22 protein-coding genes, 8 tRNA genes and 1 pseudogene are annotated in these 24,191 nt (G+C 39.2%); 8 read left to right on the top strand and 23 right to left on the bottom strand.

Annotated features, from left to right (window positions below):
* Positions 1-123 precede the first annotated feature (123 nt).
* Together FRX45_RS05920 and FRX45_RS05915 are read left to right on the top strand one after the other, a co-directional pair.
* Positions 124-1,779: an MFS transporter gene (locus FRX45_RS05920; protein ID WP_152267459.1), complete on the top strand. Its 1,656-nt coding sequence runs from the start codon at positions 124-126 to the stop codon at positions 1,777-1,779.
* A gap of 51 nt (positions 1,780-1,830) precedes the next feature.
* A complete protein-coding gene (locus tag FRX45_RS05915) occupies positions 1,831-2,796 on the top strand; it encodes an ROK family protein (protein ID WP_193311602.1) in 966 nt (321 codons plus the stop codon).
* Positions 2,797-2,853: 57 nt separating this feature from the next.
* Here FRX45_RS05915 and FRX45_RS05910 read toward each other — a convergent pair whose 3' ends face one another.
* The 3 genes from FRX45_RS05910 to FRX45_RS05900 form a co-directional block, all read right to left on the bottom strand.
* Entirely contained in the window at positions 2,854-3,255 is a 402-nt protein-coding gene (locus FRX45_RS05910; protein WP_152267457.1) for a carboxypeptidase-like regulatory domain-containing protein, read from the bottom strand.
* 9 nt (positions 3,256-3,264) lie between these two features.
* Positions 3,265-4,218: an NAD(P)H-dependent flavin oxidoreductase gene (locus tag FRX45_RS05905; RefSeq protein WP_152267456.1), complete on the bottom strand. Its 954-nt coding sequence runs from the start codon at positions 4,216-4,218 to the stop codon at positions 3,265-3,267.
* 303 nt (positions 4,219-4,521) lie between these two features.
* Positions 4,522-5,514: a sugar phosphate nucleotidyltransferase gene (locus FRX45_RS05900; RefSeq protein WP_152267455.1), complete on the bottom strand. Its 993-nt coding sequence runs from the start codon at positions 5,512-5,514 to the stop codon at positions 4,522-4,524.
* A gap of 71 nt (positions 5,515-5,585) precedes the next feature.
* On the opposite strand from FRX45_RS05900, the gene FRX45_RS05895 reads away from it, so the two are divergent.
* Both FRX45_RS05895 and FRX45_RS05890 read left to right on the top strand, forming a co-directional pair.
* Positions 5,586-6,866 (top strand): serine hydroxymethyltransferase, encoded by a 1,281-nt coding sequence (locus FRX45_RS05895; RefSeq protein WP_152267454.1) that lies wholly within the window; start codon positions 5,586-5,588, stop codon positions 6,864-6,866.
* A gap of 40 nt (positions 6,867-6,906) precedes the next feature.
* Entirely contained in the window at positions 6,907-7,323 is a 417-nt protein-coding gene (locus FRX45_RS05890; RefSeq protein ID WP_152267453.1) for a DUF4293 domain-containing protein, read from the top strand.
* A gap of 63 nt (positions 7,324-7,386) precedes the next feature.
* Here FRX45_RS05890 and FRX45_RS05885 read toward each other — a convergent pair whose 3' ends face one another.
* The 19 genes and pseudogenes from FRX45_RS05885 to rpsU all read right to left on the bottom strand — a co-directional run bounded on the left by FRX45_RS05885 (position 7,387) and on the right by rpsU (position 17,582).
* Entirely contained in the window at positions 7,387-8,046 is a 660-nt protein-coding gene (locus FRX45_RS05885; protein WP_152267452.1) for a hypothetical protein, read from the bottom strand.
* A gap of 137 nt (positions 8,047-8,183) precedes the next feature.
* Complete coding sequence (yidC, locus tag FRX45_RS05880) at positions 8,184-10,028, bottom strand: membrane protein insertase YidC (protein ID WP_152267451.1); 1,845 nt, start codon at positions 10,026-10,028, stop codon at positions 8,184-8,186.
* A 95-nt stretch (positions 10,029-10,123) separates the two neighbouring features.
* Positions 10,124-11,770 carry a CTP synthase gene (locus FRX45_RS05875; protein WP_152267450.1) on the bottom strand — a complete coding sequence of 549 codons (1,647 nt, stop codon included), beginning with the start codon at positions 11,768-11,770 and terminating at the stop codon, positions 10,124-10,126.
* Positions 11,771-12,011: 241 nt separating this feature from the next.
* Complete coding sequence (locus tag FRX45_RS05870) at positions 12,012-12,374, bottom strand: hypothetical protein (protein WP_152267449.1); 363 nt, start codon at positions 12,372-12,374, stop codon at positions 12,012-12,014.
* Between the two features lie 166 nt (positions 12,375-12,540).
* On the bottom strand, positions 12,541-13,104 hold the full coding sequence (gene nusG / locus FRX45_RS05865) for a transcription termination/antitermination protein NusG (protein ID WP_152267448.1): 564 nt from the start codon (positions 13,102-13,104) through the stop codon (positions 12,541-12,543).
* On the bottom strand, positions 13,104-13,301 hold the full coding sequence (gene secE / locus FRX45_RS05860; protein ID WP_152267447.1) for a preprotein translocase subunit SecE: 198 nt from the start codon (positions 13,299-13,301) through the stop codon (positions 13,104-13,106). The genes nusG and secE overlap by 1 nt, the downstream gene beginning before the upstream one ends.
* A gap of 123 nt (positions 13,302-13,424) precedes the next feature.
* Positions 13,425-13,495: transfer RNA gene (locus tag FRX45_RS05855), tRNA-Trp, on the bottom strand.
* 114 nt (positions 13,496-13,609) lie between these two features.
* Positions 13,610-14,797, bottom strand: coding sequence for an elongation factor Tu (gene tuf, locus FRX45_RS05850; protein ID WP_152267446.1), 1,188 nt, complete (start codon positions 14,795-14,797; stop codon positions 13,610-13,612).
* A 130-nt stretch (positions 14,798-14,927) separates the two neighbouring features.
* Positions 14,928-15,013 (bottom strand) — tRNA-Asn (locus FRX45_RS05845).
* Between the two features lie 22 nt (positions 15,014-15,035).
* Positions 15,036-15,109: transfer RNA gene (locus FRX45_RS05840), tRNA-Asn, on the bottom strand.
* Positions 15,110-15,131: 22 nt separating this feature from the next.
* Positions 15,132-15,205, bottom strand: a tRNA-Asn gene (locus tag FRX45_RS05835).
* Positions 15,206-15,227: 22 nt separating this feature from the next.
* Positions 15,228-15,299, bottom strand: a tRNA-Thr gene (locus FRX45_RS05830).
* A gap of 53 nt (positions 15,300-15,352) precedes the next feature.
* Positions 15,353-15,425: transfer RNA gene (locus tag FRX45_RS05825), tRNA-Gly, on the bottom strand.
* Positions 15,426-15,472: 47 nt separating this feature from the next.
* Positions 15,473-15,555: transfer RNA gene (locus FRX45_RS05820), tRNA-Tyr, on the bottom strand.
* Between the two features lie 89 nt (positions 15,556-15,644).
* A tRNA-Thr gene (locus tag FRX45_RS05815) sits at positions 15,645-15,718 on the bottom strand.
* A gap of 216 nt (positions 15,719-15,934) precedes the next feature.
* Positions 15,935-16,240 carry a ribosome hibernation-promoting factor, HPF/YfiA family gene (gene hpf / locus FRX45_RS05810; RefSeq protein ID WP_152267445.1) on the bottom strand — a complete coding sequence of 102 codons (306 nt, stop codon included), beginning with the start codon at positions 16,238-16,240 and terminating at the stop codon, positions 15,935-15,937.
* A 168-nt stretch (positions 16,241-16,408) separates the two neighbouring features.
* On the bottom strand, positions 16,409-17,014 hold the full coding sequence (locus tag FRX45_RS05805) for a tyrosine-type recombinase/integrase (protein ID WP_226805034.1): 606 nt from the start codon (positions 17,012-17,014) through the stop codon (positions 16,409-16,411).
* A 39-nt stretch (positions 17,015-17,053) separates the two neighbouring features.
* A pseudogene (locus tag FRX45_RS23470) lies at positions 17,054-17,314 on the bottom strand (site-specific integrase); the annotation flags it as partial.
* Between the two features lie 67 nt (positions 17,315-17,381).
* Entirely contained in the window at positions 17,382-17,582 is a 201-nt protein-coding gene (rpsU, locus tag FRX45_RS05800) for a 30S ribosomal protein S21 (protein WP_152267443.1), read from the bottom strand.
* A 107-nt stretch (positions 17,583-17,689) separates the two neighbouring features.
* Here rpsU and FRX45_RS05795 point away from each other — a divergent pair, with 107 nt between their 5' ends.
* Positions 17,690-18,289 carry a riboflavin synthase gene (locus FRX45_RS05795; RefSeq protein ID WP_152267442.1) on the top strand — a complete coding sequence of 200 codons (600 nt, stop codon included), beginning with the start codon at positions 17,690-17,692 and terminating at the stop codon, positions 18,287-18,289.
* 52 nt (positions 18,290-18,341) lie between these two features.
* Here the strand turns inward: FRX45_RS05795 and FRX45_RS05790 are convergent, their stop codons facing one another.
* Positions 18,342-19,799 (bottom strand): hypothetical protein, encoded by a 1,458-nt coding sequence (locus FRX45_RS05790; RefSeq protein WP_152267441.1) that lies wholly within the window; start codon positions 19,797-19,799, stop codon positions 18,342-18,344.
* A 220-nt stretch (positions 19,800-20,019) separates the two neighbouring features.
* On the opposite strand from FRX45_RS05790, the gene FRX45_RS05785 reads away from it, so the two are divergent.
* Genes FRX45_RS05785 through FRX45_RS05775 form a run of 3 tightly spaced genes read left to right on the top strand, consistent with a single transcriptional unit; the run spans position 20,020 to position 24,184 of the window.
* Positions 20,020-21,324, top strand: a complete 1,305-nt coding sequence (locus FRX45_RS05785; protein WP_152267440.1) for a hypothetical protein — start codon at positions 20,020-20,022, stop codon at positions 21,322-21,324.
* Positions 21,325-21,376: 52 nt separating this feature from the next.
* Positions 21,377-22,477 (top strand): acyltransferase family protein, encoded by a 1,101-nt coding sequence (locus FRX45_RS23815; protein ID WP_152267439.1) that lies wholly within the window; start codon positions 21,377-21,379, stop codon positions 22,475-22,477.
* Between the two features lie 6 nt (positions 22,478-22,483).
* The gene (locus FRX45_RS05775; RefSeq protein WP_152267438.1) at positions 22,484-24,184 is read left to right on the top strand and encodes an LIC_10190 family membrane protein; all 1,701 of its coding nucleotides are present in this window, start codon (positions 22,484-22,486) and stop codon (positions 24,182-24,184) included.
* Positions 24,185-24,191: the final 7 nt, after the last annotated feature.

Raw genomic sequence — 24,191 nt, 5'->3', positions numbered from 1 at the left:
ATTTCCCGAACTTAACAAACATATTGGGAATAGCAACCCCATTTGCGATTTTTTTTGCTGCAAACGGTTGTTATGATTTAATTTCACTCCCTGTTCTTATATTTACCACCTTAACGCTAAAAAATGGCTCAAACCAAGCAACCTACCAATACCAGCGCATTGAGTATACTGGTGATCGTATTCTTTTTTTGGGGATTTATTGCTGCCGGTAATGGTATTTTTATTCCTTTCTGCAAGCATTATTTTCAACTCGACCAGTTTCAAAGCCAGTTGATTGACTTTGCTTTTTATGGCGCTTATTATATCGGGGCATTGGGTTTGTTTGTAGCATCGGCAGTAAAAAATAAAGACATCATGAATCACTGGGGCATGAAAACCGGTATAATCTACGGTTTGCTTACCAGTGTTGTAGGAGCTGTGCTGATGTTGCTATCTTTTAACTTTGGTGGTTTTTCGGGTGTGCTGATCTCTCTTTTTATTATCGGCCTGGGATTTTCACTTCAGCAAACTTCCGCTAATCCTTTTGCCATTGCTTTAGGCGACCCTACAACAGGATCGCACCGTTTGAACCTTGCGGGTGGCGTTAATTCTTTTGGCACAACAATAGGCCCAATAGCTGTAGCGCTGGCTTTATTCGGACATGCTTCCATAAGTGAAACGGATATTGAAAATGCATCTATCAGCTCTATGAACTGGTTATACATAGCGGTTGGGGCGCTATTTCTGCTTTCGGCATTATTGTTTGCAACCAGTAAAAAACTGCCCAATGTAAAAGAAGAAGACAGTTTTGAGCACGCTCCAAAAGCCATGTGGCTTTTAATTGTTATTACCCTGGTGATGATGGTGATATTCGGAATTATTTTTGCCAGTTACCGTGGTTTGCCTGTCAATGAAAAATTAAGCCCTGAAGTAAGTGTCCGCAATATGTGGCTGCTTGTAGCTGGATTGATTTTTATGGTGGTTAGCTTTTTTACTGCTAATGCCAGTGCACAAAAAAAACCATCGGGTTGGGGCGCTATGAAATATCCCCAGCTCGTATTGGGCATGCTGGCTATTTTTTTATATGTGGGCGTTGAAGTAACCATTCAGAGCAATTTAGGCGAACTTTTAAAACATCCCGATTTTGGAGGATACCATGAAAAACAGCTTGCTCCTTTTATATCGTTATACTGGGGCAGCTTGATGATTGGAAGATGGACGGGGGCTATTACGGTATTTAATCCCACGCGCTCAACACGTACTATTTTATGGATTATTGTTCCCTATTTAGCCTTTGGCGTTGTGATTGCGGCAAACCTTATTGCAGGTAATGATTTCACTCCCCTGTATGCATACGCGGGTATTATAGTTTTCCAGATAGGGGGCTTTTTCCTGGGCAAGGAAAAACCTACCGAAACCCTCATGATATTTGGAGGATTAGGCGTAATTGCTATGCTTATAGGCTTATTTACTACAGGCAAACCGGCAACCTATGCTTTTTTAAGCGGCGGTTTATTTTGTTCTATTATGTGGCCCAGTATTTTTTCTTTGGCCACTGCGGGTCTGGGCAAATACACCGCACAGGGTTCTGCTTTTTTAATAATGATGATATTGGGTGGCGCTATTATTCCGCCATTGCAGGGAAAACTTGCTGATATTCCGGTGGTTGGTATTCACCAGTCTTACTGGGTAGCAGTTTTATGTTTTGTTTATCTTACTTTTTATGCTTTCCGTGTAAAATCCGTTTTAAAATCGCAGGGTATTGATTACAGTGCGCTTGACAGCGGTGGCGGACATTAATAAACACATCGGTATTAACAGCAGGAATAAATATTTATTACTTTATTACACATGAAACAGGAATACGCAATTGGCATTGATATAGGTGGAACGAATACCGTTTTTGGCATTGTTGATCACAGGGGAGATACATTATACCGTGGCGCTATTTCGAGCAGGAAACATACGAGAATAGAAGACTATATTATCGAACTGCACGAGGCGCTGCAACCTGCAATAGAGCAGGTAGGCGGCATAGATAGTATTAAAGGCATAGGCATAGGCGCTCCCAACGGAAATTTTTACAGTGGTACAATAGAGTATGCTCCTAACCTGATATGGAAAGGCATTATCCCGCTTGCCAGTATGGTGACTGAAACATTTGGAGTACCGGCTGCATTAACCAACGATGCCAATGCCGCAGCAGTAGGAGAAATGATGTATGGCGCCGCCAAGGGGATGAAAGACTTTATTATGATTACATTAGGCACCGGCGTTGGAAGCGGTATTGTAGCAAACGGGCATTTAATGTACGGGCATGATGGCTTTGCCGGAGAATTAGGGCACACCATGATCATACCTAACGGACGACTGCACCCGGGTACCGGCATGCATGGTTCATTGGAAAGTTATGCATCCGCCACGGGTGTAGCCAATACGGCAAGAGAATTCCTTGAACAACGACATGGACAGGATAGCTTGCTAAGAAATTATCCCACCGATGAAATTGATTCAAGGATAGTATATGATTGTGCCATACAGGGCGATCTTATAGCAAGGGAAGTGTATGAATATACCGGCATGATATTAGGCATGGCGCTTGCTAACTTCGTAATGTTTTCTTCGCCCGAAGCAATTATATTATTCGGTGGAATGACCAAAGCCGGCGATCTGATTCTTAAGCCCACCAAAGAGCATATGGAGAAAAACCTCCTTCCTATATTTCAAAATAAAGTAAAACTTATTTTCAGTGAACTCAAGGAAGCTGATGCCGCTATTTTAGGCGCCAGTGCATTGGTGTGGGATATGAAGCCATAAACTGATGCGAAAGTAAAATGAAAGAAACACAAAAAGCATGCTGATAAGAAAGCATTATTAATAATCAAAAAAATGCCAGGCGGATGGTCCACGTTCGGAAAAAGGAACGAATTCGGGCATTTCTATATTAAGCTGCAATGAAGTTTTATTTTTCACCAGTACCCTTTCTTTGATTACTTTTTTATACCCTTCTTTTTCAAAAACCAATTTATACGTTCCGGGCTTAAGCATAATAAAACTATACCCCCCGTTCATATCTGTTAAAGCAATTTTCTCCCGTTTGGAGTTAAGAATAGCGGTAATATTCACATCCCTTAAAGGCTTCTTGCTATCCATGTCCATCACCATCCCGCTTACCATCTCTTCTTCAACTCCTTTCTCCGGAACTCCCGGATCGGCTATTGCAGCCGAAAAAGAAAAGACCAGCAAAGTTGAAAGAAAAACGGATTTCGGTTTCATACCATTAAATTATATTTTTTTTACAGGATTTGCAATAGCCAAACCAAATTCGCGGTAAATATTCTTCACAATGCTGGCGGCGGGAAGAATATCACTGATGAGTGCACTTGCCTGACCAATCTCCAGTTCCCCCTCTTCCAGATCGCCTTCAAACATTCCCTTTTTTGCCCTGCCTTTACCCAATATTTCCCTTAATATGTCGCTTTCTGCTCCTTGGTTTTCCGCATCCTGAACCTCCTCAAAAAATTTGTTTTTCAGCAATCTTACCGGTACTACCTTTTTTAATGACAACATGGTATCTCCTTCTGTTGCATGTACAATTGCATTTTTAAAATTAATGTGCGAAGATGCTTCCACGCTGGCCACAAACCGGCTGCCTATCTGTACAGCTTCAGCGCCCAGCACCATTGCTGCCAGCATTTGTCTCCCGGTAGCAATGCCGCCTGCGGCTATTACCGGAATAGCTACAGCATTGCAAACAGCAGGTATCAATACCATACTGGTAGTTTCCTCTCTCCCATTATGTCCACCAGCTTCAAAACCCTCGGCAACCACTGCATCGCATCCTGCGGATTCCGCTTTCAGGGCAAATTTGCTGCTGCTTACCACGTGCACCACAATAATACCTTTATCTTTTAATGTGCCCGCCCATGTTGCAGGATTGCCGGCGGATGTAAAAACTACAGGCACTTTTTCTTCTATTACAATTTGTATGTGCTTTTCAATACCGGGATATAACAAGGGAATGTTTACGCCAAACGTATTTGTGGTAGCTGCTTTGCATTTTTGAATATGGGTCCTCAGCACATCGGGGTACATGCTGCCGCTGCCAATTAAACCCAACCCCCCGGCATTGCTTACCGCCGATGCCAGCCTCCACCCGCTTGCCCAAACCATGCCTGCCTGTATAATGGGATAGCTAATATTGAAAAGACGGGTGATGCGGTTGGAAAAGGGAGGCATAATGGATGGATTAAGTTTATAGTTAGTGATTGATAGTTTATCGTTGCAATTCCTGTCGGATTTCCGAATTCGGACTTAATAATTTGAAATTTGAGATCTTAGATTTGAGATTGAATCCGTTTGGATTTCGGATTTTCGCTTCGGATTTGAAATTTGAATTTTATTTGGTTCTTGGTGCTTTGTATTCCCTCGAATTTCGGATTTCCGGCTTCGGATTTAAGATATGTATCCGCCACAACGGGCAGGCTTGCCTGCCGGCAGGAAGGTTCGGTTCTTGCTATTTGTGATTTGGTTCTTTGCTATTTATCCCAAATCAATTTGTGTGTTGTCACCAATGTTCAAAGTGCGGGTTTCACCCTTAATTTCGGTATCACTTCCAATGAGCGACTTATGCAATACAACATCAAATAAACTGGCGAAATCTCCAATAATAGAATCCTTTATAATGGAATAAGCAATTTTTGCCTGCTCGCCAATTGCCACGTTAGGTCCTATGATCGCATTGCTGATCTCGCACCCGCTGCCAATGCTGACAGGAGGTACAATAATTACATTTTCGAAAATATGATCCGGAGCTATTTTACCTCCCAGCTTTTTCATTAGGGTAGCATTGCTTTCCAGCAGGGTATCTATTCGCCCGCAATCGAACCAGTTTTGCACTTTAAACGATTTAAAGTCCGCCCCGCTCGTTATCATACATTCAAGGGCATCGGTAAGGCTGTATTCATTCCTGCTTTTTATCCCTCTGCTGATATTGGTTTCGAGACAGGAAAAAAGGAAACCTGTATCTTTTATTTTATAGATGCCCACAAGCGCCATATTGGATTTAGGTATTTGCGGTTTTTCCACCACTTTGGTAATAACACCATTTTCATCAATTTCGGCAACGCCAAAATTTCGGGGATCATCCACTTTTTTTACGCCAAGCATGGAATCACCGCTGTATAAAACAGCTTTCACATCATACTCGCAAATCGTATCCCCCAACACTATGAATATTTCATCTTTAGCAACAATATCTCTGGTAAGATAAATGGCATGCCCCAAACCCTGTCTTTCATTTTGCAAAATAAAATGACACTGCAGGTGTGGATAATGCTGTTTCACATAATCCTGTATCTTATCCCCGAGGTAGCCAATAATAAAAACAAACTCTTTAATACCGGCTTCAGCCAACTGATCAACAATAATGCTTAGCAATGTTTTTCCTGCAAGGGGAATAAGTGCTTTGGGTTGGGTATATGTATGCGGACGCAGCCTGGTGCCTGCCCCTGCTACGGGTATAATTGCTTTCATGTATACAAAACATTGATGCTTTGAAAACGTGAAAATAGTAAAATTCAAGATTGTTACCCTATTTTTGCGCCATGCAAAAGGATACACAAATATTTGATCTTATCAATAAAGAGCTGCAACGCCAGCGCAACGGTATTGAATTGATCGCATCGGAGAACTTTACTTCCCTGCAGGTAATGGAGGCCATGGGCACTGTTCCTACCAATAAATATGCTGAAGGCTACCCCGGCAAACGCTTTTATGGCGGATGCGAAGTAATAGATGAAATTGAAACCATCGCTATAAACCGCTTAAAGCAGATTTTTAACGCCAGTTGGGCAAATGTGCAGCCCCATAGCGGCGCCCAGGCCAATACCGCCGTTTTTCTGGCCTGCTTAAAACCGGGTGATAAAATCTTAGGACTGAACCTTAGCATGGGCGGTCATCTTACCCACGGCAGTCCCGCCAATTTTAGTGGCAAGAACTACCAGGCCCTGTTTTATGGCGTAAAAAAAGATACAGGAACGGTAGATTACGACCAACTGGAAGCTACTGCCCTGGCAGAAAAGCCTAAACTGATTATTTGCGGCGCTTCGGCTTACAGCCGCGACTGGGATTACAAGCGCATTCGTGAAGTGGCCGATAAAATCGGCGCATTGGTGCTGGCAGATATCGCCCACCCGGCCGGACTGATCGCCAAAGGATTATTAAACGACCCTTTTGAACATTGCCATATTGTTAGTTCCACCACTCATAAAACGTTACGGGGTCCCAGGGGAGGTATTATTATGCTGCGCCACGACTTTGATAACCCATTTGGGGTAAAGGATCCCAAAGGAAATATACGCCCAATGAGTGCACTGCTCGACCTGGCTGTTTTTCCGGGCGTGCAGGGCGGACCATTAGAACATATAATAGCCGCTAAAGCGGTTTCTTTTGGTGAAATACTAACCGATGATTACACTGCATATGCAAAAAAGGTGATCAGCAACGCACAGGCAATGGCTACAGCTTTTGTGAAACGCGGGTATGATCTTATCAGCAATGGTACAGATAATCACTTAATGCTGATAGATTTAAGGAATAAAAATTTGACCGGCAAAAAAGCACAGGAAACACTGGATAAGGCTCATATTACCTTAAATAAAAATGCCGTGCCTTTTGATGATAAAAGTCCGTTTGTAACTTCAGGCATACGGGTAGGTGTACCTGCAGTTACTACCCGGGGGATGCAGGAGGAACATATGGAACCGATTGTAGAAATGATTGACACTGTGCTGACAAATACGGAAAATGTAAAGCAGATAGAAGCGGTGCAGGAACAGGTTCACCGGTTTATGCAGCAGTTTCCATTATATCCCGGATTAGGCTAAATAAGGACACTGCCATTCTTTTAATAAATACACACCCCGTATGTTACAACGTATGCAAACCATCTGGCTGCTACTTGCCGCTGTTTTTTCCTTTCTTACCCTTCGCTTTCCCATTTATAATGGTAACAAGATAGCAAACGGTATAAATGAATACAATATGCTTAGTGCAACAAGCAGTTTATTTTTGATTATCGCTGCTGTTGCAACAGGGCTGGTAGCCTTCGTAGCCGTATTTTTATATAAGAGCAGGGGGATGCAGCAAAAGCTGTGCTTTACGGGTTTGGCGCTTTGTATTATTTCGGGCTGGTTGTATTATATGCAGATTGAAACATTTGTTCAGGGAGCATTCAACCTGTGGTCTGCTTTTTATTTCCTGACCCCCTTATGTTTTATACTCGCTATGAGAGGTATATATAAAGATCAGAAATTGGTAAAAAGTATTGACCGTTTGCGTTAATGAAAAGCTTCGTGAGACTTTTTAAAACATTTCCCTCCTAGCAATTATTGTTATTGCGCAGCACTAATTCCCTTTCAATTTAGTACTTTCCTGGTAAGTAAGTTCACGGTAACCGCTAACCGGGATACTGAATTTTTGAACAGGTACGGGGTCAAACGCAATTTTTGATGCAGTATATTTTACCTTCAGGTTGCCAACAGCAGATTCATATTCAAGCGGAAGACCGGGTAAATTTTTGAACTGGTAATCATAATCCTTGTTTTCTGTCATCAGTTCCTTTGTATAAAAAACAGTAAAACTGGTTCCATCTTTTAATTTGGCCACTGCTTTCTGACATGTATATCCTGCAATAGTTTTGGTTTCATTTTGGGGCGTAAAAGTAATGCCTGCATATTTTTTATTCAGGTCGGTCCAGTCCTGCCTGGTCATGTGGATCAGCAATTTCTGATTACCATATTCTTTGAGTACTACTCCTGTATTATTCTTAGCATCCTGAAGTGTAATTGTAGAGCCAAGAGGGCTGATCATTTCTGTACGGCTTTGGCTGCCTTTTAAATATATGGTAGTAGTAACGCCGTCAAACATATCAGCCAGTTGAGGCTCTTTGCTCCCGGTTTGTACCGTTATATCATATACAATCGTTCCTTCCGAAAGTATTTTTTGCGCCTCTGTTATATTGCTGGTTATCAATGCCGTTGCTGTAAAAAGCAAGTATCTGAACATATTCTGTTTATTAAGGGTTATATGGATAAAGATAGTAAAATACAGGGCAAGGTTGTATTGCCCTGTTAAAAAACAGATATGTTAAAAAAAGAATGCTATGTATAATAAACACTAAGTTCCAACTATTCACATCTCATTTACCGCTTTCCCCCACCCTGTTGCTTGTTTTTTACCTGCAATTGTTTTTGCGTTTCCTGCATCTGCTCAAGCCGCTCCTGCCACTTGCTTTTTGTTTTGGGCTTTTTCTTGTTCAACTCAAGTTTGGCTAAAATTTTATCATGGTCAATAATAAAATTCTGGATCACATACTGAAGGGTAAGTGTGATGAGGTTGGATACCGTATAATACCAGGTAAGCGCAGAAGGTAATCCGTTAAAAATGCCCAGCAGCATTACAGGGAAAATATAGGGCATGTATTTCATCATGGGATTGTCCATGTTGGGCGTTTGAGCCATGCTGTATACAGATATCAAAAGACTGGTTACAGTAGCAAGGATAGTGAATAAACTGATATGACTGCCATAAAATGGAATATTGAAACCAAATGTAAGAATGGAATCATACGATGAGAGATCATTGGCCCATAAAAAATTCTGTCCCCTTAGTTCAATTGTAGCATTAAAAAAGCTATATAGTGAAAAGAATATCGGGATCTGCAGCAGCGCCGGTATACAGCCCCCCAAAGGATTAACCCCCGCACTCCTGTATACTTTCATTTGTTCCATAGCATAAGCCTGCTGATCGTCTTTCAGTTTTGCTTTCAGGATGTCCAACTCAGGACGCAGGGCTTTCATTTTAGCCCCACTGAGATAACTGGTATATACCAACGGTGAAGTAAGCAGGCGGATAAATATGGTGAGCAGTGCAATTACAATTCCATAGCTTCCCACAAATCCCTTAAAGAAATCAAAAACCGGCATCACCAGCCATTTGTTGATATACTTCACAAAAGCGTAAATCCCCTGCCCCAGGTTAATTACATCCTGAAGCCCGATATCATAACTTTTTAAAATTTTGTAATCGTTGGGTCCATAATATATCCGGAGCGGAACAGTGGCTTTATTTTCTGCCGGAAGCGTTATTTTAAGATTTGCAGACGCGGCAGTGATCACACCGGTAGAGTCGTGACTTTCGGTACAATGAATATTTCCCGAACTAAAATTATTTTTTGCTATAAGCGTTGTATTAAAGAACTTTTGCTTTACACTGAGCCAGTGAACGGGACTTTCAAATTGCTTTTCGGAGGAGCGTCCCAGGGTAAAATAATCATACTCATCTTTTGTCCAGAAGCCCACCTGTGTTTCCCTCTTTTCTGTTATAATATCTTTTTCATGCTGCTTTACTTCATTTTGCCATAAAAGATTGATGCTATTTTGCGTAAGCAAACTATTGACCCCGTCAATTTCAATACTCCAGTCAATCATATATTGTTCCTGGTGCAGTGTAAAACGGTGAAGAATGCCCTGCCCCGAAGAATCTTTTAACTGGTAGGTTATGGTTTGACTTCCATCTGCGTTTTTGGTAATTTCCCCTCCGCCAAAATAAAGATCGCTGATCTGTATAGAACGGTTGGCAGCCGTATTTACAGGATAGCTTAATTTATCGAAGCCTTCCTGTACAAGTTTAACAGACTGACTATCTATGGATTTGTAGTTCTTTAATTCTACCAATTTAGGTTGCGCTCCCTTATTGGTAAAAGTAACTTTAAGCACATCATTTTCAAGTATAGTTTCTTTTTCTGCACCACTTACAGCCGTTACAAACTGCCCTGCTGCAGCCACTTTGCTCTGGGTTGCTAACTGCACAGAATCTGCACGTGCTACGCTACTGTCTACCTTGGGTTGAAGAACAGCCAGTGAATCCTGTATATGCTTTTTTTGCTTTTCTACATCAAGCTGACCCTGGCGTGTAAAGTAAAAAAAACCCAGAAACATTAAAGCGAGCAATACAAAACCCAGAATCGCATTTTTATCAAACTGCATATTACCTTAAAATTTGAGTGGGCAAAGGTAACATCTTTGAATAAACTTTAAGGGTGTAAACCAAATTGTTTCGGTAAGAGGCAAAAACAAGCCTGTTAAATCATTTCGCTTTGTAAGGAGGGCTTTTTCAGGGTGTTTTTCTCTTCCACAAAATCTTTGGCAGCTTTAATAAAACTTACAAATAAAGGGTGTGGGTTTTCCACTGTGCTTTTTAATTCGGGATGATACTGCACGCCGATAAAATATGGATGGTTAACCAGTTCCACTATTTCAACCAACCCACTCTCCGGATTTCTTCCACTGGCTATCATGCCGTTTTCTTCAAAAGCCTGCAGGTAGGCATCATTAAACTCCCAGCGATGGCGGTGCCTCTCACTGATTAAAGTTGTGCCATATATTTGCTGTGCAAGACTTCCTGCTTTTAACTCGCACGGGTATGCTCCCAAACGCATGGTGCCCCCTTTTGCAGTAACCTTTTTCTGTTCGTCCATTAAATCAATGACCGCATGGGTGGTATTGGAGTTCATTTCAGTAGAATGTGCATCTTTAAGATTTAAAACATTCCTGGCAAATTCAATAACAGACATTTGCATACCAAGGCATATACCAAAAAAGGGTAACCCATTTTCCCTTGCGTATTTTACGGCCAATATTTTACCTTCTATGCCACGCAACCCAAAACCCGGGGCAACCAGCAGTCCATCTAAGTTGCCAAGCTTTTCAGTAACATTTTCATCGCTGATGAACTCGCTGTGTATATTAACCACATTTACACTGCATTCATTCAGGGCGCCTGCATGTACAAAGGCTTCCAGTATGGATTTATAAGCGTCCTGCAGTTCGATGTATTTACCTATTAAACCAATATTTACCTTACTCTTGGGATATTTGAGTTTATCCAAAAATTCTTTCCATTTTCCCAGTTCCGGCTCTTTATAATGCTGAATAGCTAATTTTTTCAGGCATATCTGGTCAAGTTTTTCCCGCATCATCGTTAAAGGCACTTCATAAATAGTGGGTGCATCAGCCGACTCAATTACGGCATCAGGCTTTACATTACAAAACAATGCGATCTTCCTGCGTATTTCGGGGGTTAGCGGACGTTCAGTGCGGCACACTATAATATCCGGGTTAACACCTTCCGAACTCAATAACTTTACACTATGTTGTGTGGGCTTTGTTTTTAATTCTTTAGCGGCCTTTAGGTAAGGTACAAGCGTAAGATGCACAACCAGGCAGTCTTCATCCGGTAATTCCCATTGTAGCTGCCGAACCGCTTCAATAAACGGCAGGCTCTCAATATCGCCCACGGTTCCACCCAATTCTGTTATTACAATATCAAATCCACCATTTCCCAATAACAACATCCGTCTTTTTATTTCATCGGTAATATGTGGAATTACCTGAACGGTTTTACCTAAGTAAGCGCCCTCTCTTTCTTTATTGATAACCGTTTGATAAATGCGTCCGGTAGTAACATTATTGGCCTGTGAAGTAAAAATATTCAAAAACCGTTCGTAATGGCCCAGGTCAAGATCTGTTTCGGCTCCGTCTTCTGTAACATAGCATTCGCCATGCTCGTAAGGATTTAAGGTGCCGGGGTCTACATTAATATAAGGGTCGAACTTTTGTATGGTTACTTTTAAGCCACGTGCCTGTAGTAACTTGGCTAATGAAGCAGAAATAATACCCTTACCCAATGAAGATGTTACGCCACCGGTAACAAAAATGTACTTGGCCATGACTTAAATAGATTAATAATGTTTAGATCTTCTTTAAAATATGATTATTCTTAATGAATCGCCAGTCTTACAGTGACCCGCAAATGGAAGAAATATATTGAAGGTCATGCAAAGTTACAGCTTTTTATTCCGACATATGGAACCGGGTATCCCGGAATGTGGAAAAAATGATATTCTGGTGTATAATTAAAAAACCTCCTTGTTAGGGAGGTGTAATAAAGATTAAGAGAATTTAATGGGTTTAATCTTTAATCAGTTGCATAGACAATTGTGCGTCAGCATCATATATTAGTTTGCAAGTGTAATACCCCTTATAAGTCATATTTACCCCTTCTCCGGTCAGCATTTGTTGCCGGCCACCTCCTGCTTCCATTATGCAGGCAAGGTTTTCAGGCGTAGCTGCAACAGCCCGGTAACCCGTAGTAAACCGGGGAGCAAGCATATCAAATACAACTTCACCCCCCGCACTAAGGATAACCAATTTTTCTATTTGAACAGGGGTAGCATTATGTATGCGAACTTCAACACCAGCAAAATGATCTTCCTTGTTGCAGGAAAAAAAAATGCAACAGGAGGTAAGTAGCAGAATGGTTACCCTTTTCATAATATTGGAATTTGGAAATACCGGTGCAAGCACCAGTGACCAATATAAAAAAACGATAAGATATATGAAATATTGCGGTATGGTAATGAAATTGTGATTGTAGCAGCATATAAAAAAACCCGCCATGAAAGCGGGTCTGATATTTTCAAAAAAGCTAAAGTATGGATCAGGCTAATTTTTCTACCTGCATGTAATTCAACTCCACGGGCGTAGCCCTGCCGAATATTTTTACATTTACTTTTAATTTCTTCTTTTCATCGTTTACCTCTTCAATAACACCGTTAAAATCATTAAAAGGTCCATCAATAATCTTAATCGTTTCACCTACAATAAAGGGCTCACTCATTGTTACACCGCCATCGCTCATTTCATCAACCTTACCCAGCATTTTATTTACTTCAACCTTACGCAGGGCAATGGGGTTTTCTTTACCCAGGAAATGAATAACACTATTGGTGTTTTTAATGGTGGAAATGATATCATCGTTCAGTTTACCCGGTTCTACCTCAATCATCACATAGCCGGGATAAAAGTTTCGTTCCCGCATCACTTTTTTGCCATTCTGAACTTTATATACTTTTTCCACGGGAAGAAAAACCTGCTTTACAACTTTCCCCCAATCGCTGCGCGCAATTTCTTTGTCAAGGTATTCTTTTACCTTTCTTTCCTTACCACTCACTACACGTAACACGTACCATTTGGTTTCCTGTTCATTAACTACTTCTTCCATTAGTATTTAAATAAGGAGTAAACAAATTTTAATATCGAATTGCTGGCATAGTCCATTACCCACACCAACGCGGTTATTATAAGAGTAGCAATTAAAACAATGGTGGTAGACTGTTGCAATTGCTGCCAGGTGGGCCAGGTCACCTTCTCCATCAATTCATGATATGAATCTTTAAGGTAAGCACTTATTTTATTCATCCGTATAGTTTATTTTTTACATTTTTGTCAGACGCCTGTCCCGCACAGCGGGAGAACGCCCTTTTATACATTACTTTGTAATGAAAAAAATTACATGGGCGTTTCATAAATTATTTTTTCAAGCACGGGCACAAGGATTCGAACCCTGATCAAAGGTTTTGGAGACCTCTATTCTACCATTGAACTATGCCCGTAGAGCATTTTATTTAAAGAACCTCTTATTTAGAAACAAAGTACCTGGATACTATCCAGATACTTTGCAAATATACAAACCTTCCCTGTTTTTTCGTTTATTAACGGACAGGTGGTTATTTTATAATTTCCGTTACCTGGCCTGCGCCCACGGTACGTCCACCTTCACGAATAGCGAATTTCAGCCCTTTTTCCATTGCAATGGGCTGAATCAGCTTAACGGAAAGTGATGTATTATCGCCAGGCATAACCATTTCAGTTCCTGCAGGCAATTCTACTTCACCGGTAACATCGGTAGTACGGAAGTAGAACTGAGGACGGTATTTATTGAAAAATGGAGTATGACGCCCACCTTCTTCCTTGCTCAGCACATATACTTCCCCTTTAAATTCGGTGTGAGGAGTAATAGATCCTGGCTTACAGATAACCATACCACGACGGATCTGGCTTTTTTCAATACCACGCAGTAGTAAACCGGCATTATCACCTGCTTCACCTTCATCTAACAGTTTACGGAACATTTCCACGCCTGTAACGGTAGATGTTAAAGGTTTTTCCATTAAACCAACGATTTCCACGCCTTCCTGTATTTTAACGCGACCTCTTTCAATACGACCTGTAGCAACTGTACCACGACCGGTAATTGAAAACACGTCTTCAACACTCATCAGGAATGGTAAATCAACAGGGCGGGGAGGCAACGGAATATAAGAATCAACCGCATCCATTAATTCATCAATAGCGCCAACCCATTTGGCATCACCTGCCAAAGCACCTGTAGCGGAACCCTTAATGATGGGTGTATTATCGCCATCGAAACCATTTTTAGTTAACAGTTCGCGGATTTCCATTTCTACCAGTTCCAGTAATTCAGGATCATCTACGAGATCAACTTTATTCATAAACACCACCATGCGGGGAACCCCTACCTGGCGGGCCAACAGAATGTGTTCTCTTGTTTGGGGCATAGGACCATCAGTAGCAGCTACAACCAGGATAGCCCCGTCCATTTGGGCAGCACCCGTAATCATATTCTTTACATAGTCAGCGTGACCAGGACAATCTACGTGAGCGTAGTGCCGGTTAGCTGTTTGATACTCAACGTGAGCGGTATTAATGGTGATACCCCTTTCTTTTTCTTCAGGAGCGCCATCAATGTCATCATACTTTCTTGCCGTTGCCAGTCCTTTTTTAGAAAGAACTTCTGTAATGGCAGCAGTAAGCGTAGTTTTACCATGGTCAACGTGACCGATAGTTCCAACGTTAACGTGGGGTTTGTCCCTCTTGAAGGTCTCTTTTGACATCTGTTATCTGTTTTAAAGTTGCGGTTTAAAATTGTAGCTGCATCCCGCAAACATTATATTACAGGCTGCAAACTGATTTGCTTTATATTATTATAAACCCGGTTAAGGGTATTATACATTTAAAATCCAGAGCCGTTAAAGGGTCCCGAATCTTCGGGAGAACCCCTGACCTTCCCGCCCTAACAGCGGGATGCTCTACCACTGAACTATAACTGCATCACTTTTCAATTCCTTTCAGAGCCGTTAAAGGGAATTGAACCCCTGACCTTCCCGCCCTAACAGCGGGATGCTCTACCACTGAACTATAACTGCATCACTTTTCAATTCCTTTCAGAGCCGTTAAAGGGAATTGAACCCTTGACCTTCCCGCCCTAACAGCGGGATGCTCTACCACTGAACTATAACTGCATCACTTTTCAATTCCTTTCAGAGCCGTTAAAGGGAATTGAACCCTTGACCTCTTCCTTACCAAGGAAGTGCTCTACCACTGAGCTACAACGGCTTGTCTATATGCTGACAGCTTCCGTTGTTAACTACTGTCATCTAATTTTACTGAGCGGGAGACCGGGCTCGAACCGGCCACCTATAGCTTGGAAGGCTATCGCTCTACCAAATGAGCTACTCCCGCAATCATAATTTGAAATTGGAAATTCCAAATTTGAAATTAAAGAACTGTGGGCAGAGCAGGGTTCGAACCTGCGTACTCGTGAGAGAACAGATTTACAGTCTGTCGCCTTTAACCACTCGGCCATCTGCCCAAAATACGTATACGCAACTAATATGAAACAAACAGGATAGTATTGATACAGCTTATTTTTTAAGTCTTATATACAATACTAAACACCTGAGCCAGTGGAGGGATTCGAACCCCCGACCAGCTGATTACAAATCAGCTGCTCTGGCCAACTGAGCTACACTGGCATTTTATTGAAATTCAATCCTGTAAAGAACTTTACACCCAACAGGCTTACCACCTCATTTTTTGGGAAGGCAAAGGTAACGGAAATCTTTAAATGCAAAAATTTATGAAGATAATTTTTTAAGAAGAGCATCCGGGTAATGAAAATACAGACACCGGAGTGTAGGAAACAGCGGTTAATTGAAATAAAAAAGGCCCCGTTAAGAGGCCTTTTTTATTTACGCAGCTTGCATCTGTTTATCTTTTTTTCGTTTGATTTGTTCAATAATGGAATCTAAAGCAGCGTCAAACGATTCTTCGAAAGACTTGGAGGATTCCTTGGAGAAAAAAGCATAACGCGGCACCTTCACTTTAATTTCTGCTATTTTGTCTTTGATCTGGTGCGACACATTATCCAGTTTCAGGTACACGTCAATGGTGGTGATCCTGTCATGGAAATTGTTCAGTTTTTTGATCTTTTTGTTAACATGCTCAAGCAAATTTGATGCGGCATCAAAATGCACCGTTTGAATGTTTACATTCATGATAATCCAGTTTAATTTCTGTGAACAATTAAAATATAAATAAAAGAAAGAACTTATGCTGTAACTGCAAAGCTGCAACAACCTCAAGTTAGGCCTTTATATATAAGATTTCAAATAAAACTTTATTGCAAACGAACGCATTTTTTTTATTCCCAATACCTTAATGCATCAGGCTTTGGGATGCGCCTTTTTATACACTTCTTTTAACTTTTCTATAGTGTTGTGCGTATACACCTGGGTGGCTGCAAGACTGGAATGACCGAGGAGCTCTTTTACTGCATTAAGGTCTGCACCATGATTGGTAAGATGGGTGGCAAAAGTATGGCGCAGAATATGCGGACTTTTCTTTTGAACAGTGGTAACAAGTGAAAGGTATTTTTTTACAACCAGGTAAACATATTTAGGATATAATTTTTTCCCTTTACTGTTAACTAAGAGATAAACTGTATCAGATGTTTTATGTTCAATTCGTTTCTCCCGCATATACCCGGTGATGCTACCCGTTATTGCCGCGTTAAGAGGAATGATCCTTTCCTTATTCCCTTTACCAAGTACTTTAAGATTTAGTTGGTTAACATCTACCTGGTTTTCTTTAATATTGATCAATTCATTTAAACGCATACCGGTGGCATATAACAATTCCAGGATCATCCTTTCTGTACGTCCGTCCCATCCTTCCGGGAATGTTACATGATTAAAAAGTGTTTCCGTATGCTTTTGTTCCACAAACACCGGAAGTTTTTTTGAAATCTTAGGTGCTACAATTGTGGTCATTGGCGTAGTTTGAAGCAAGCCTGTTTTTAAATGATATTTAAAAAAAGCTTTAAGCGTTGATATTTTCCGGTTTACTGTTTTACCTGTAAGCCCTTGCTTCATTAACCCGGCCAACCATGACCGAACGTAAGAGGACGAAATTTCATTTAATTTATCACATGGGTACTCTTTATTAAGATAAGTGAAGAACTGCTCCAGGTCATCCCTGTAAGCAATAATAGTGTGTTGGGAATATCTCTTTTCAAAACAGAGGTAGTCAATAAAGGATTGTACCTGTGAAATGTGAGGCTGATCAAACATAAAAAAAGGTAGCCATAAAGTTATATACTCTACAGCTACCTGTTCAAATTATTTATAAAGACCCGGACTATTTGATCTCAATCTTACCAATAGCAATATTCTGCTTGTAGATTGCTTTCAGTACCTCTCCCCTGCGCCTGATAGAAGGCTTGGTGAAAGACTGGCGGCCTCTTAATTGCAACAATATCTTAGCTTTTTCAAACTTCTTCTTGTACTTTTTAAGCGCCTTGTCTATATTTTCGCAATCTTTGGAATCAATAATAAGCATAATGTAGTATACCTCCTTTATCAGTTTTAAGGAGCGCAAAGATAATACAAGAAAGCTAAAATCCAAACCAAATTCAAAAATTCCGAAGGGAACGCTAATTTGCAGTCATGTTTACAGGTATTATAGAATCCCCGGGCAGCATTATTTCTATAGCGTCCAAAGGCACAAATAAGATATTTTGGGTGGCATCGGCCCTTAGTCCCGAACTTAAGCCCGATCAGAGTGTTGCGCACAATGGGGTATGCCTTACGGTTGAAGAAATAAGCGATAAAACCCACCGGGTTACCGCTGTGCAGGAGACCTTACAAAAAACCAATATGAATGACCTGCAGGTGGGCGACTCAGTAAACCTGGAACGATGCCTGCGGCCGGATAGCCGTTTAGACGGTCATATAGTACAGGGTCATGTGGATACTACTGCCATCTGCACAGCAAAAGAAGAGCTGAACGGGAGCTGGAAATGCAGTTTTCATTTCCCTGAAAAATTTGCCCCCCTGATCATTGAAAAGGGTTCTGTTTGCGTAAATGGTATTAGTCTTACCGCTTTTGATGTAACCGAAAACAGTTTTGCCGTAGCTATTATACCTTATACTTTTGAGCATACCAATATGCAGCAAATAAAAAAAGGAGATAAAGTGAATATTGAATTTGATATGGTAGGGAAATATGTGGTGAGGGGGATGGAGTTGGGAAACTTATTCAAATAAAGGAGCTTCCTGACTTACAGCAACATTTGCAAATACTCTAACAATTACATGTTCATTCTACCTTCATGATAACGTACCGGCTATTTTGATCAATTATTACAAAATCATTGTAATCTGGAAATGAAGATTTACAAAAGTCAGGGTTTTTATGTAAAGTGTTTTTTGATAAAAAAAGAAAAACCTGCGCTCTGTTGCCCCAATATCGCATAGTATTGAATTTCTGTTTTTCGGTATTAAAAACAGCAGGATGCTTTATATCCATAGCAATATCTGCATTGCCTTCAAAGAAAAATAGAACAGGCTTATTATTACTCATTAAAGGAATTGTTCTGTCAAGCTCTATCAATTTATGATAAGAATCCTCATCCATTTGATCCTGTCTTTCCAGATTATCATAATTTCTATAGAAATAATTTACGCTTTTATAACGATCATTCGTCCACTTGTCCTTTAGATATATAAAATCAGCCACAAAATGAATCACAAAAAGGGAAATGATCAGTCTAAAGACGCTTGCATTCAGCAAATTAAAAACTATGGATATAAGACCAGGCAAAAACAAAAATGCAAGAAGTTTAAAATGCCTTACGTTACTATCAATATTTGTATCAAAACTGTATGCAATAATAAAAAAAAAGGCGAGACCAGCGTAGAGAAAAATCGATACAAGCTTATAAGCAATTGTAAATGATTCGCTATTATAAAATTTATAAATACACTTGAGAACCAAAAAACTCAGTATTGCATATATTGCTGAAATGAAGATCAATGCGGAATATGATGAAGCCCCTGTTCCAAAAATTATTTTCTGAGCTCTGATAATATTGGTCTGAACAGATAGGATACCCGAAAAAGGCGCCGATAGAGGGATCAGTAAATCTGAAAGCTCCATGTGAAAAGTATTCAGTAAAGATGGCCTTACCCCTTTATCTAAATAAAAAATATAAATACATCCTGCTCCTGTAATCAATGGTATAAATAACTTAAAGACCTTATTATTCCTGTCAGATTTTCCCGCTTTAAAAATTCCAAACAAAGGGCGTTGTAAAGGGTTTTTAAAAATTTTATAAGCGATAGCTATAGCACAGTATATAATAAGAGTGGTTTTGGCAACGAAGCACAACAAAAATAAAAGCAATACAACCAATAAATTATTGAAGGTATATTTCTGAAGCTTAAGAAGGTAATATAAGAACCACGGAAATATGCCAAAGGATAAAATTTCCCCTCCCTGATATATAATAAAAGAAGTGTAGAAGGTATCACTTATAATTATCATCAAAAGAGAAAAAACAACAATAGCTGAAGAAAACTTAAAATACTTATATACTTTATAAAAGCCAAAAAGTCCTGATAATGAAAAAATAAATGTAATTAAAATGCTTCCAATCCCCAATCTCCACCCAAACAGATAATTCAATGCTCCCGGAAACATCCATTGCCCCGGAGACCACCACGCTACAAAATACTTTTGTATAACAGCAACATTGATTGTAGAAACATCCTGCAATACGTTGAAAGTTCCGGTTTGTATAGTACCCTTGTATGCTAAAAAACCATAAATGCTGTCAATACTTATAACGTGCGGCGAGAAGCATAAATAAATGGATATGAACAGCAATAAAACAATTCCGGTTCCAGTATAAAACCATATCTCCTTATTACTCATTTTGATCTTCAGGCAGTTTTATTTCAATATTGGTTATCTTAACAAAATATCTCAACTAAATATGAAAAAAATTGGATTATTCTTAATTATTATTTTGACTGCTAATATTTTTCTACTCTTTTCCAATAATGAAAATAAAGGGTCCATTGAATTTGATTACAACTATATAAAGATAAATAAATATATGGGAATCCGGGTAAACGCCGATGCTTTCACATTTATAGGAGTTGCTATTAATCCCGGCTATTTATTTCAACCTGACTATCTCCGTCAGTCCAGACCGGCATATGCGCTAATAGGGTCAGTGGTTGGTTATTCTATATATTATGCTACATATCCTCTGCATGCAGTTTTCAAAAGGCAAATGAAAAAAAGCCTGGACTTACACGGAACGAAATCTGAAAAAGACAAAGGTGTGCTGTATTTTTGCTTTTATCTGGGCTATATACTCCTGAATCTTTCAATTTTATTATGCTCACTTTTGGTGTTTGACAGGTTGATCCACTTAACATCAGGCTATTGGAAAAACGGAAAATTGCTTTATATCCTCACACTTTTAATGATAGCAGGCAATCATGAAACAAAGTATTTTTTCTGGACTCCGCATCAGCAACTGTTTAATATTCTTACTCCTCTACTTTCCCTATATGCAGGTATAAAAATCATACAAAATAACATACTTCCTGCAAAACTATTTTTGTATTCATTTTTATCAGGATGTGCACTTCTGATCTATGGAAATTTTTTGCTTCTCTTTATAACTATTTTAGCATCCGGCCTGTATATTTATTCAAAAAGCAATCAGTTAAATTACCGAGCAATAATAATACGCCTTACAACAATGATATTGCTTTTTTCCATACCAACCGTGTCCTGGATATTACTACTAAAATTTAAAGAAATTAATTTTACAAGTTCAGAACTTAATGTATACAGGCAATTTATATGGATAGCAGATGCCGTAAAAATATCACCGCAACATCTTCTTTACTGTGGCTCTGTTAATACCTGGTATTTCCTGCAAACATTCGGAAGTATTCTTCTCCCATTGTTATTACCGGCAATAACTATCCCGTATTTTATCAAAAATAATATCTCATTATCAGTTTTGACCCAAAGCATTGCAATTATCCCCTTGTTAATCTGTATAGCCCATGTTCTTTTCTTCTGGTCGCTGGGATATTATGCGGACAGACTTACTTTTTCTCTTGTACCGTTTATTTTGTACTATTTTATCCTTTTGATCAATCAGCAAAAAGCAGATAAAAAACTGGAATTTGCACTTATTTTAATCATTAGTATTTCATTCTTATGGATTGTCTTTTTTGAAGCCCCACATTTTTCAAATCGTCTTTTTCTAAATTAAAATGACTTTTCATTTTTACATTCTTAGAGGAGTTTAGATAAAAAATCGTTTAATGAAAGAAAGCATAACAAAGAAACTTTATTATCCGGCGTTAGATGGACTTAGGGGCATAGCAATCCTATCGGTAATTTTATTTCACAATTTTGAATACACAAATGCATTTTCTCTCGGATGGTTAGGGGTAGATCTTTTTTTTGTTATCTCTGGTTTTTTGATAACCACCATTCTTCTGCAAACGATCAACAATAGGTATTATTTCAGGAATTTTTATATAAAACGGATATTAAGAATCTTCCCGCTTTTCTATGTAAGTCTAATTTTAATTCTTTACCTGTTGCCTCTTTTATTGAGCGAATATTCCGATAAAATTTTCTACTATAAGCACTACCAATTGTGGTTTTGGACCTTTCTTCAAAATTGGCTATTAGGACTCAACTTTCCGAATGAAAATACATCCCCCATAATTCAACATTTCTGGTCTTTAGCAGTAGAAGAACAATTTTACCTGATATGGCCATTGTTAATATTTTGGATCAAAAACCCCAAAACCTTATGCCTGCTTATTATAACTCTATTGTTAGGGGTAAATATACTCAGGGCCTCATTGCTGCTTTTACATCTTAATACTATCCCATTTGGGACAATTTTTCCTTTTACCAGGATTGATGGCATTTGCTCAGGTAGTTTACTTGCACTCATTTTATATCTCAAACTTAAAATAAAAATCAAGCATTTTATAATAATAGGTTCAATCATTCTATCTCTGAATTTTCTATTTTACATTATCTACCCCCATTACATGCTGAATTTGATTTATTTTTCTTGCATTGGGTATACGAGTTTTTCATTGCTTTTTTCTATAATAATCTATCTGTTATTAAATAAAAACAGCTATTTTATTAATATTGTTTTAGAGAACAGAATAATAAAACTCATTGGAAAAGTATCATTCGGACTATATATCATCCACTATCCTGTTTATATACTAATGGGCTACCATTTACAAGAATGGGCAAGGCTAAGCGGGATGCCTAATCATTTAATACTGGCAATAACGTCTGTTATAACCACTATCATAGGGATAATATTAAGTATTTTTAGCTATTATTGTTTCGAAATTCATTTTCTGAGGTTAAAGAAAAAATTTTCCTGATTCTTCATGCTGCTAATGCTTTTTCTTCATGTTTTTATTACCATTTCCTGCCTTTGGGCGGGATATTTATATTACCGGCTAATTAACGGAAACACCAAATCAGGCAAACACTTTATAATACATGCCATTAATGGACTGATCATCTTAACCCTTTTAACACAGTTAAGCGCACTTTTCATTCCTATCGGTAACGTCTTTTCCTTATTGCTATTTCTGCTGCTGATCCTGTCGGCAGTTTATATGCGAAAAACATTTACAGGCTTATTAAAGAATATATTTTCAAATATTACCCGTTTGTCTGTCGCAGGTAAGATTTGCCTGGTATGCCTATGGCTGATAGTGCTCATGCTTAATACAGGTCCCCTGATAATGGATGATACTGAAAGTTATCATATTCAAATGGTGCAATGGATAGAAGCGTATGGATCAGTGCCGGGCATTGCCAATCTGCATGAAAGATACGGCTTTAACTCCTCATGGTTTAGCAGCGTTGCTGTTTTTCATTTTTCTTTCAGGAATCTGAATACTTTCACTGCCTTAAATGGTGCATTGTCATTATGGTTTTGCCTGTATTTTGCAGAGATTGGGTTTCATCGCTATAAAAAGGAGAATGTTTCACTTTGTTTTGCGGCTTTAGTGACACTCCTCTTTTCTTTTGCCTCATGGCCTGTTATAAGAGGAAATGCAGCAACCGTCAATTATGATTATATCACAATGCTTGTTATTCTGGTATTATGCATAGAAACTTATTTATGTAAAGCCGGCCAAAAGGATTTCGATTTACTGCCCGAATGGCTGATTTGGCCTGTTTATCTTTTTACGGTTCGCATCATTAATTATCCTTTGCTGCTGCTAAGTATTTTTGCAATAATTTACCTGTTGAAAAATAAAAAATGGTATCACTTAAGTTCTTTTACGATTATCGCACTCCTGTTAATGCTTCCATTTTTAACCAGAAATATAATTGTTTCGGGATACCCGTTTTATCCTTCGCCTTTCCTTGACTATTTTAATGTTGACTGGAAAACACCCCCGGAAGTATTGGAGCATTTGCTGCGATTCATTAAATACTATAACCGTGTTAGCACCGGTATCTTAGATATTGAAACTACGGCTTCGCTAAATGGGATGAATTGGATACCCCTTTGGTTTAAATACATGACAGTATACGACCAATTGATTTTTTTACCGGGAATCGCTGGTATTATAATATATGGCATATCCATCTGGAGAAACGGTAAAAAGGAATTTTCTCATTACCGGATATTAACCATGTCTTTAATCCTTTTCCTGACCTCATGGTTTTGTATAGCACCAGATCCAAGATTTATTTACGGATTTTTGATTGCCGGCATTTTTTTCCTGTTCAATTCCATTAACCGGTTATTGAATGCGCATATAATTAATAAAATGATTTATACGGTAACGATTATACTTATGCTCTGTATAGCACCCTATATTGTATATAAACATGTGGAAAACTATTCTTTTAAAAACTGTGTAATACCTGCCTCCTTACCCCAACCCGCCGTAAAAGAGAAACAAATAGGAGAAATAATCGTTAGAATACCTGAAAAAATAAATGGGAACTGGAATCCCCGCTGCTATGGCACGCCGCTTCCATGCCTGTATTCCATATACCCGGGATTGGAGGCCAGAGGCAAAACAATTCGTGAGGGATTCCGGATTAATAAATTAAAGCAATGACTATATT

The organism is Agriterribacter humi, from assembly GCF_009192765.1.
Taxonomy (GTDB): Bacteria; Bacteroidota; Bacteroidia; order Chitinophagales; family Chitinophagaceae; genus Agriterribacter; species Agriterribacter humi.
This window is presented reverse-complemented; position numbering and strand designations above follow the sequence as displayed.

Coding starts and splice junctions, on each gene's coding strand:
- FRX45_RS05910 (WP_152267457.1), bottom strand. CDS start 3,255: ATGAAACCGAAATCCGTTTTTCTTTCAACTTTGCTGGTCTTTTCTTTT.
- FRX45_RS05875 (WP_152267450.1), bottom strand. CDS start 11,770: ATGGCCAAGTACATTTTTGTTACCGGTGGCGTAACATCTTCATTGGGT.
- FRX45_RS05775 (WP_152267438.1), top strand. CDS start 22,484: ATGCTGCTAATGCTTTTTCTTCATGTTTTTATTACCATTTCCTGCCTT.
- rpsU (WP_152267443.1), bottom strand. CDS start 17,582: ATGCTTATTATTGATTCCAAAGATTGCGAAAATATAGACAAGGCGCTT.
- FRX45_RS05915 (WP_193311602.1), top strand. CDS start 1,831: ATGAAACAGGAATACGCAATTGGCATTGATATAGGTGGAACGAATACC.
- FRX45_RS05900 (WP_152267455.1), bottom strand. CDS start 5,514: ATGAAAGCAATTATACCCGTAGCAGGGGCAGGCACCAGGCTGCGTCCG.
- FRX45_RS05905 (WP_152267456.1), bottom strand. CDS start 4,218: ATGCCTCCCTTTTCCAACCGCATCACCCGTCTTTTCAATATTAGCTAT.
- hpf (WP_152267445.1), bottom strand. CDS start 16,240: ATGAATGTAAACATTCAAACGGTGCATTTTGATGCCGCATCAAATTTG.
- FRX45_RS05895 (WP_152267454.1), top strand. CDS start 5,586: ATGCAAAAGGATACACAAATATTTGATCTTATCAATAAAGAGCTGCAA.
- FRX45_RS05920 (WP_152267459.1), top strand. CDS start 124: ATGGCTCAAACCAAGCAACCTACCAATACCAGCGCATTGAGTATACTG.
- tuf (WP_152267446.1), bottom strand. CDS start 14,797: ATGTCAAAAGAGACCTTCAAGAGGGACAAACCCCACGTTAACGTTGGA.
- FRX45_RS05805 (WP_226805034.1), bottom strand. CDS start 17,014: ATGACCACAATTGTAGCACCTAAGATTTCAAAAAAACTTCCGGTGTTT.
- nusG (WP_152267448.1), bottom strand. CDS start 13,104: ATGGAAGAAGTAGTTAATGAACAGGAAACCAAATGGTACGTGTTACGT.
- secE (WP_152267447.1), bottom strand. CDS start 13,301: ATGAATAAAATAAGTGCTTACCTTAAAGATTCATATCATGAATTGATG.
- FRX45_RS05885 (WP_152267452.1), bottom strand. CDS start 8,046: ATGTTCAGATACTTGCTTTTTACAGCAACGGCATTGATAACCAGCAAT.
- FRX45_RS23815 (WP_152267439.1), top strand. CDS start 21,377: ATGAAAGAAAGCATAACAAAGAAACTTTATTATCCGGCGTTAGATGGA.
- FRX45_RS05795 (WP_152267442.1), top strand. CDS start 17,690: ATGTTTACAGGTATTATAGAATCCCCGGGCAGCATTATTTCTATAGCG.
- yidC (WP_152267451.1), bottom strand. CDS start 10,028: ATGCAGTTTGATAAAAATGCGATTCTGGGTTTTGTATTGCTCGCTTTA.
- FRX45_RS05870 (WP_152267449.1), bottom strand. CDS start 12,374: ATGAAAAGGGTAACCATTCTGCTACTTACCTCCTGTTGCATTTTTTTT.
- FRX45_RS05890 (WP_152267453.1), top strand. CDS start 6,907: ATGTTACAACGTATGCAAACCATCTGGCTGCTACTTGCCGCTGTTTTT.
- FRX45_RS05785 (WP_152267440.1), top strand. CDS start 20,020: ATGAAAAAAATTGGATTATTCTTAATTATTATTTTGACTGCTAATATT.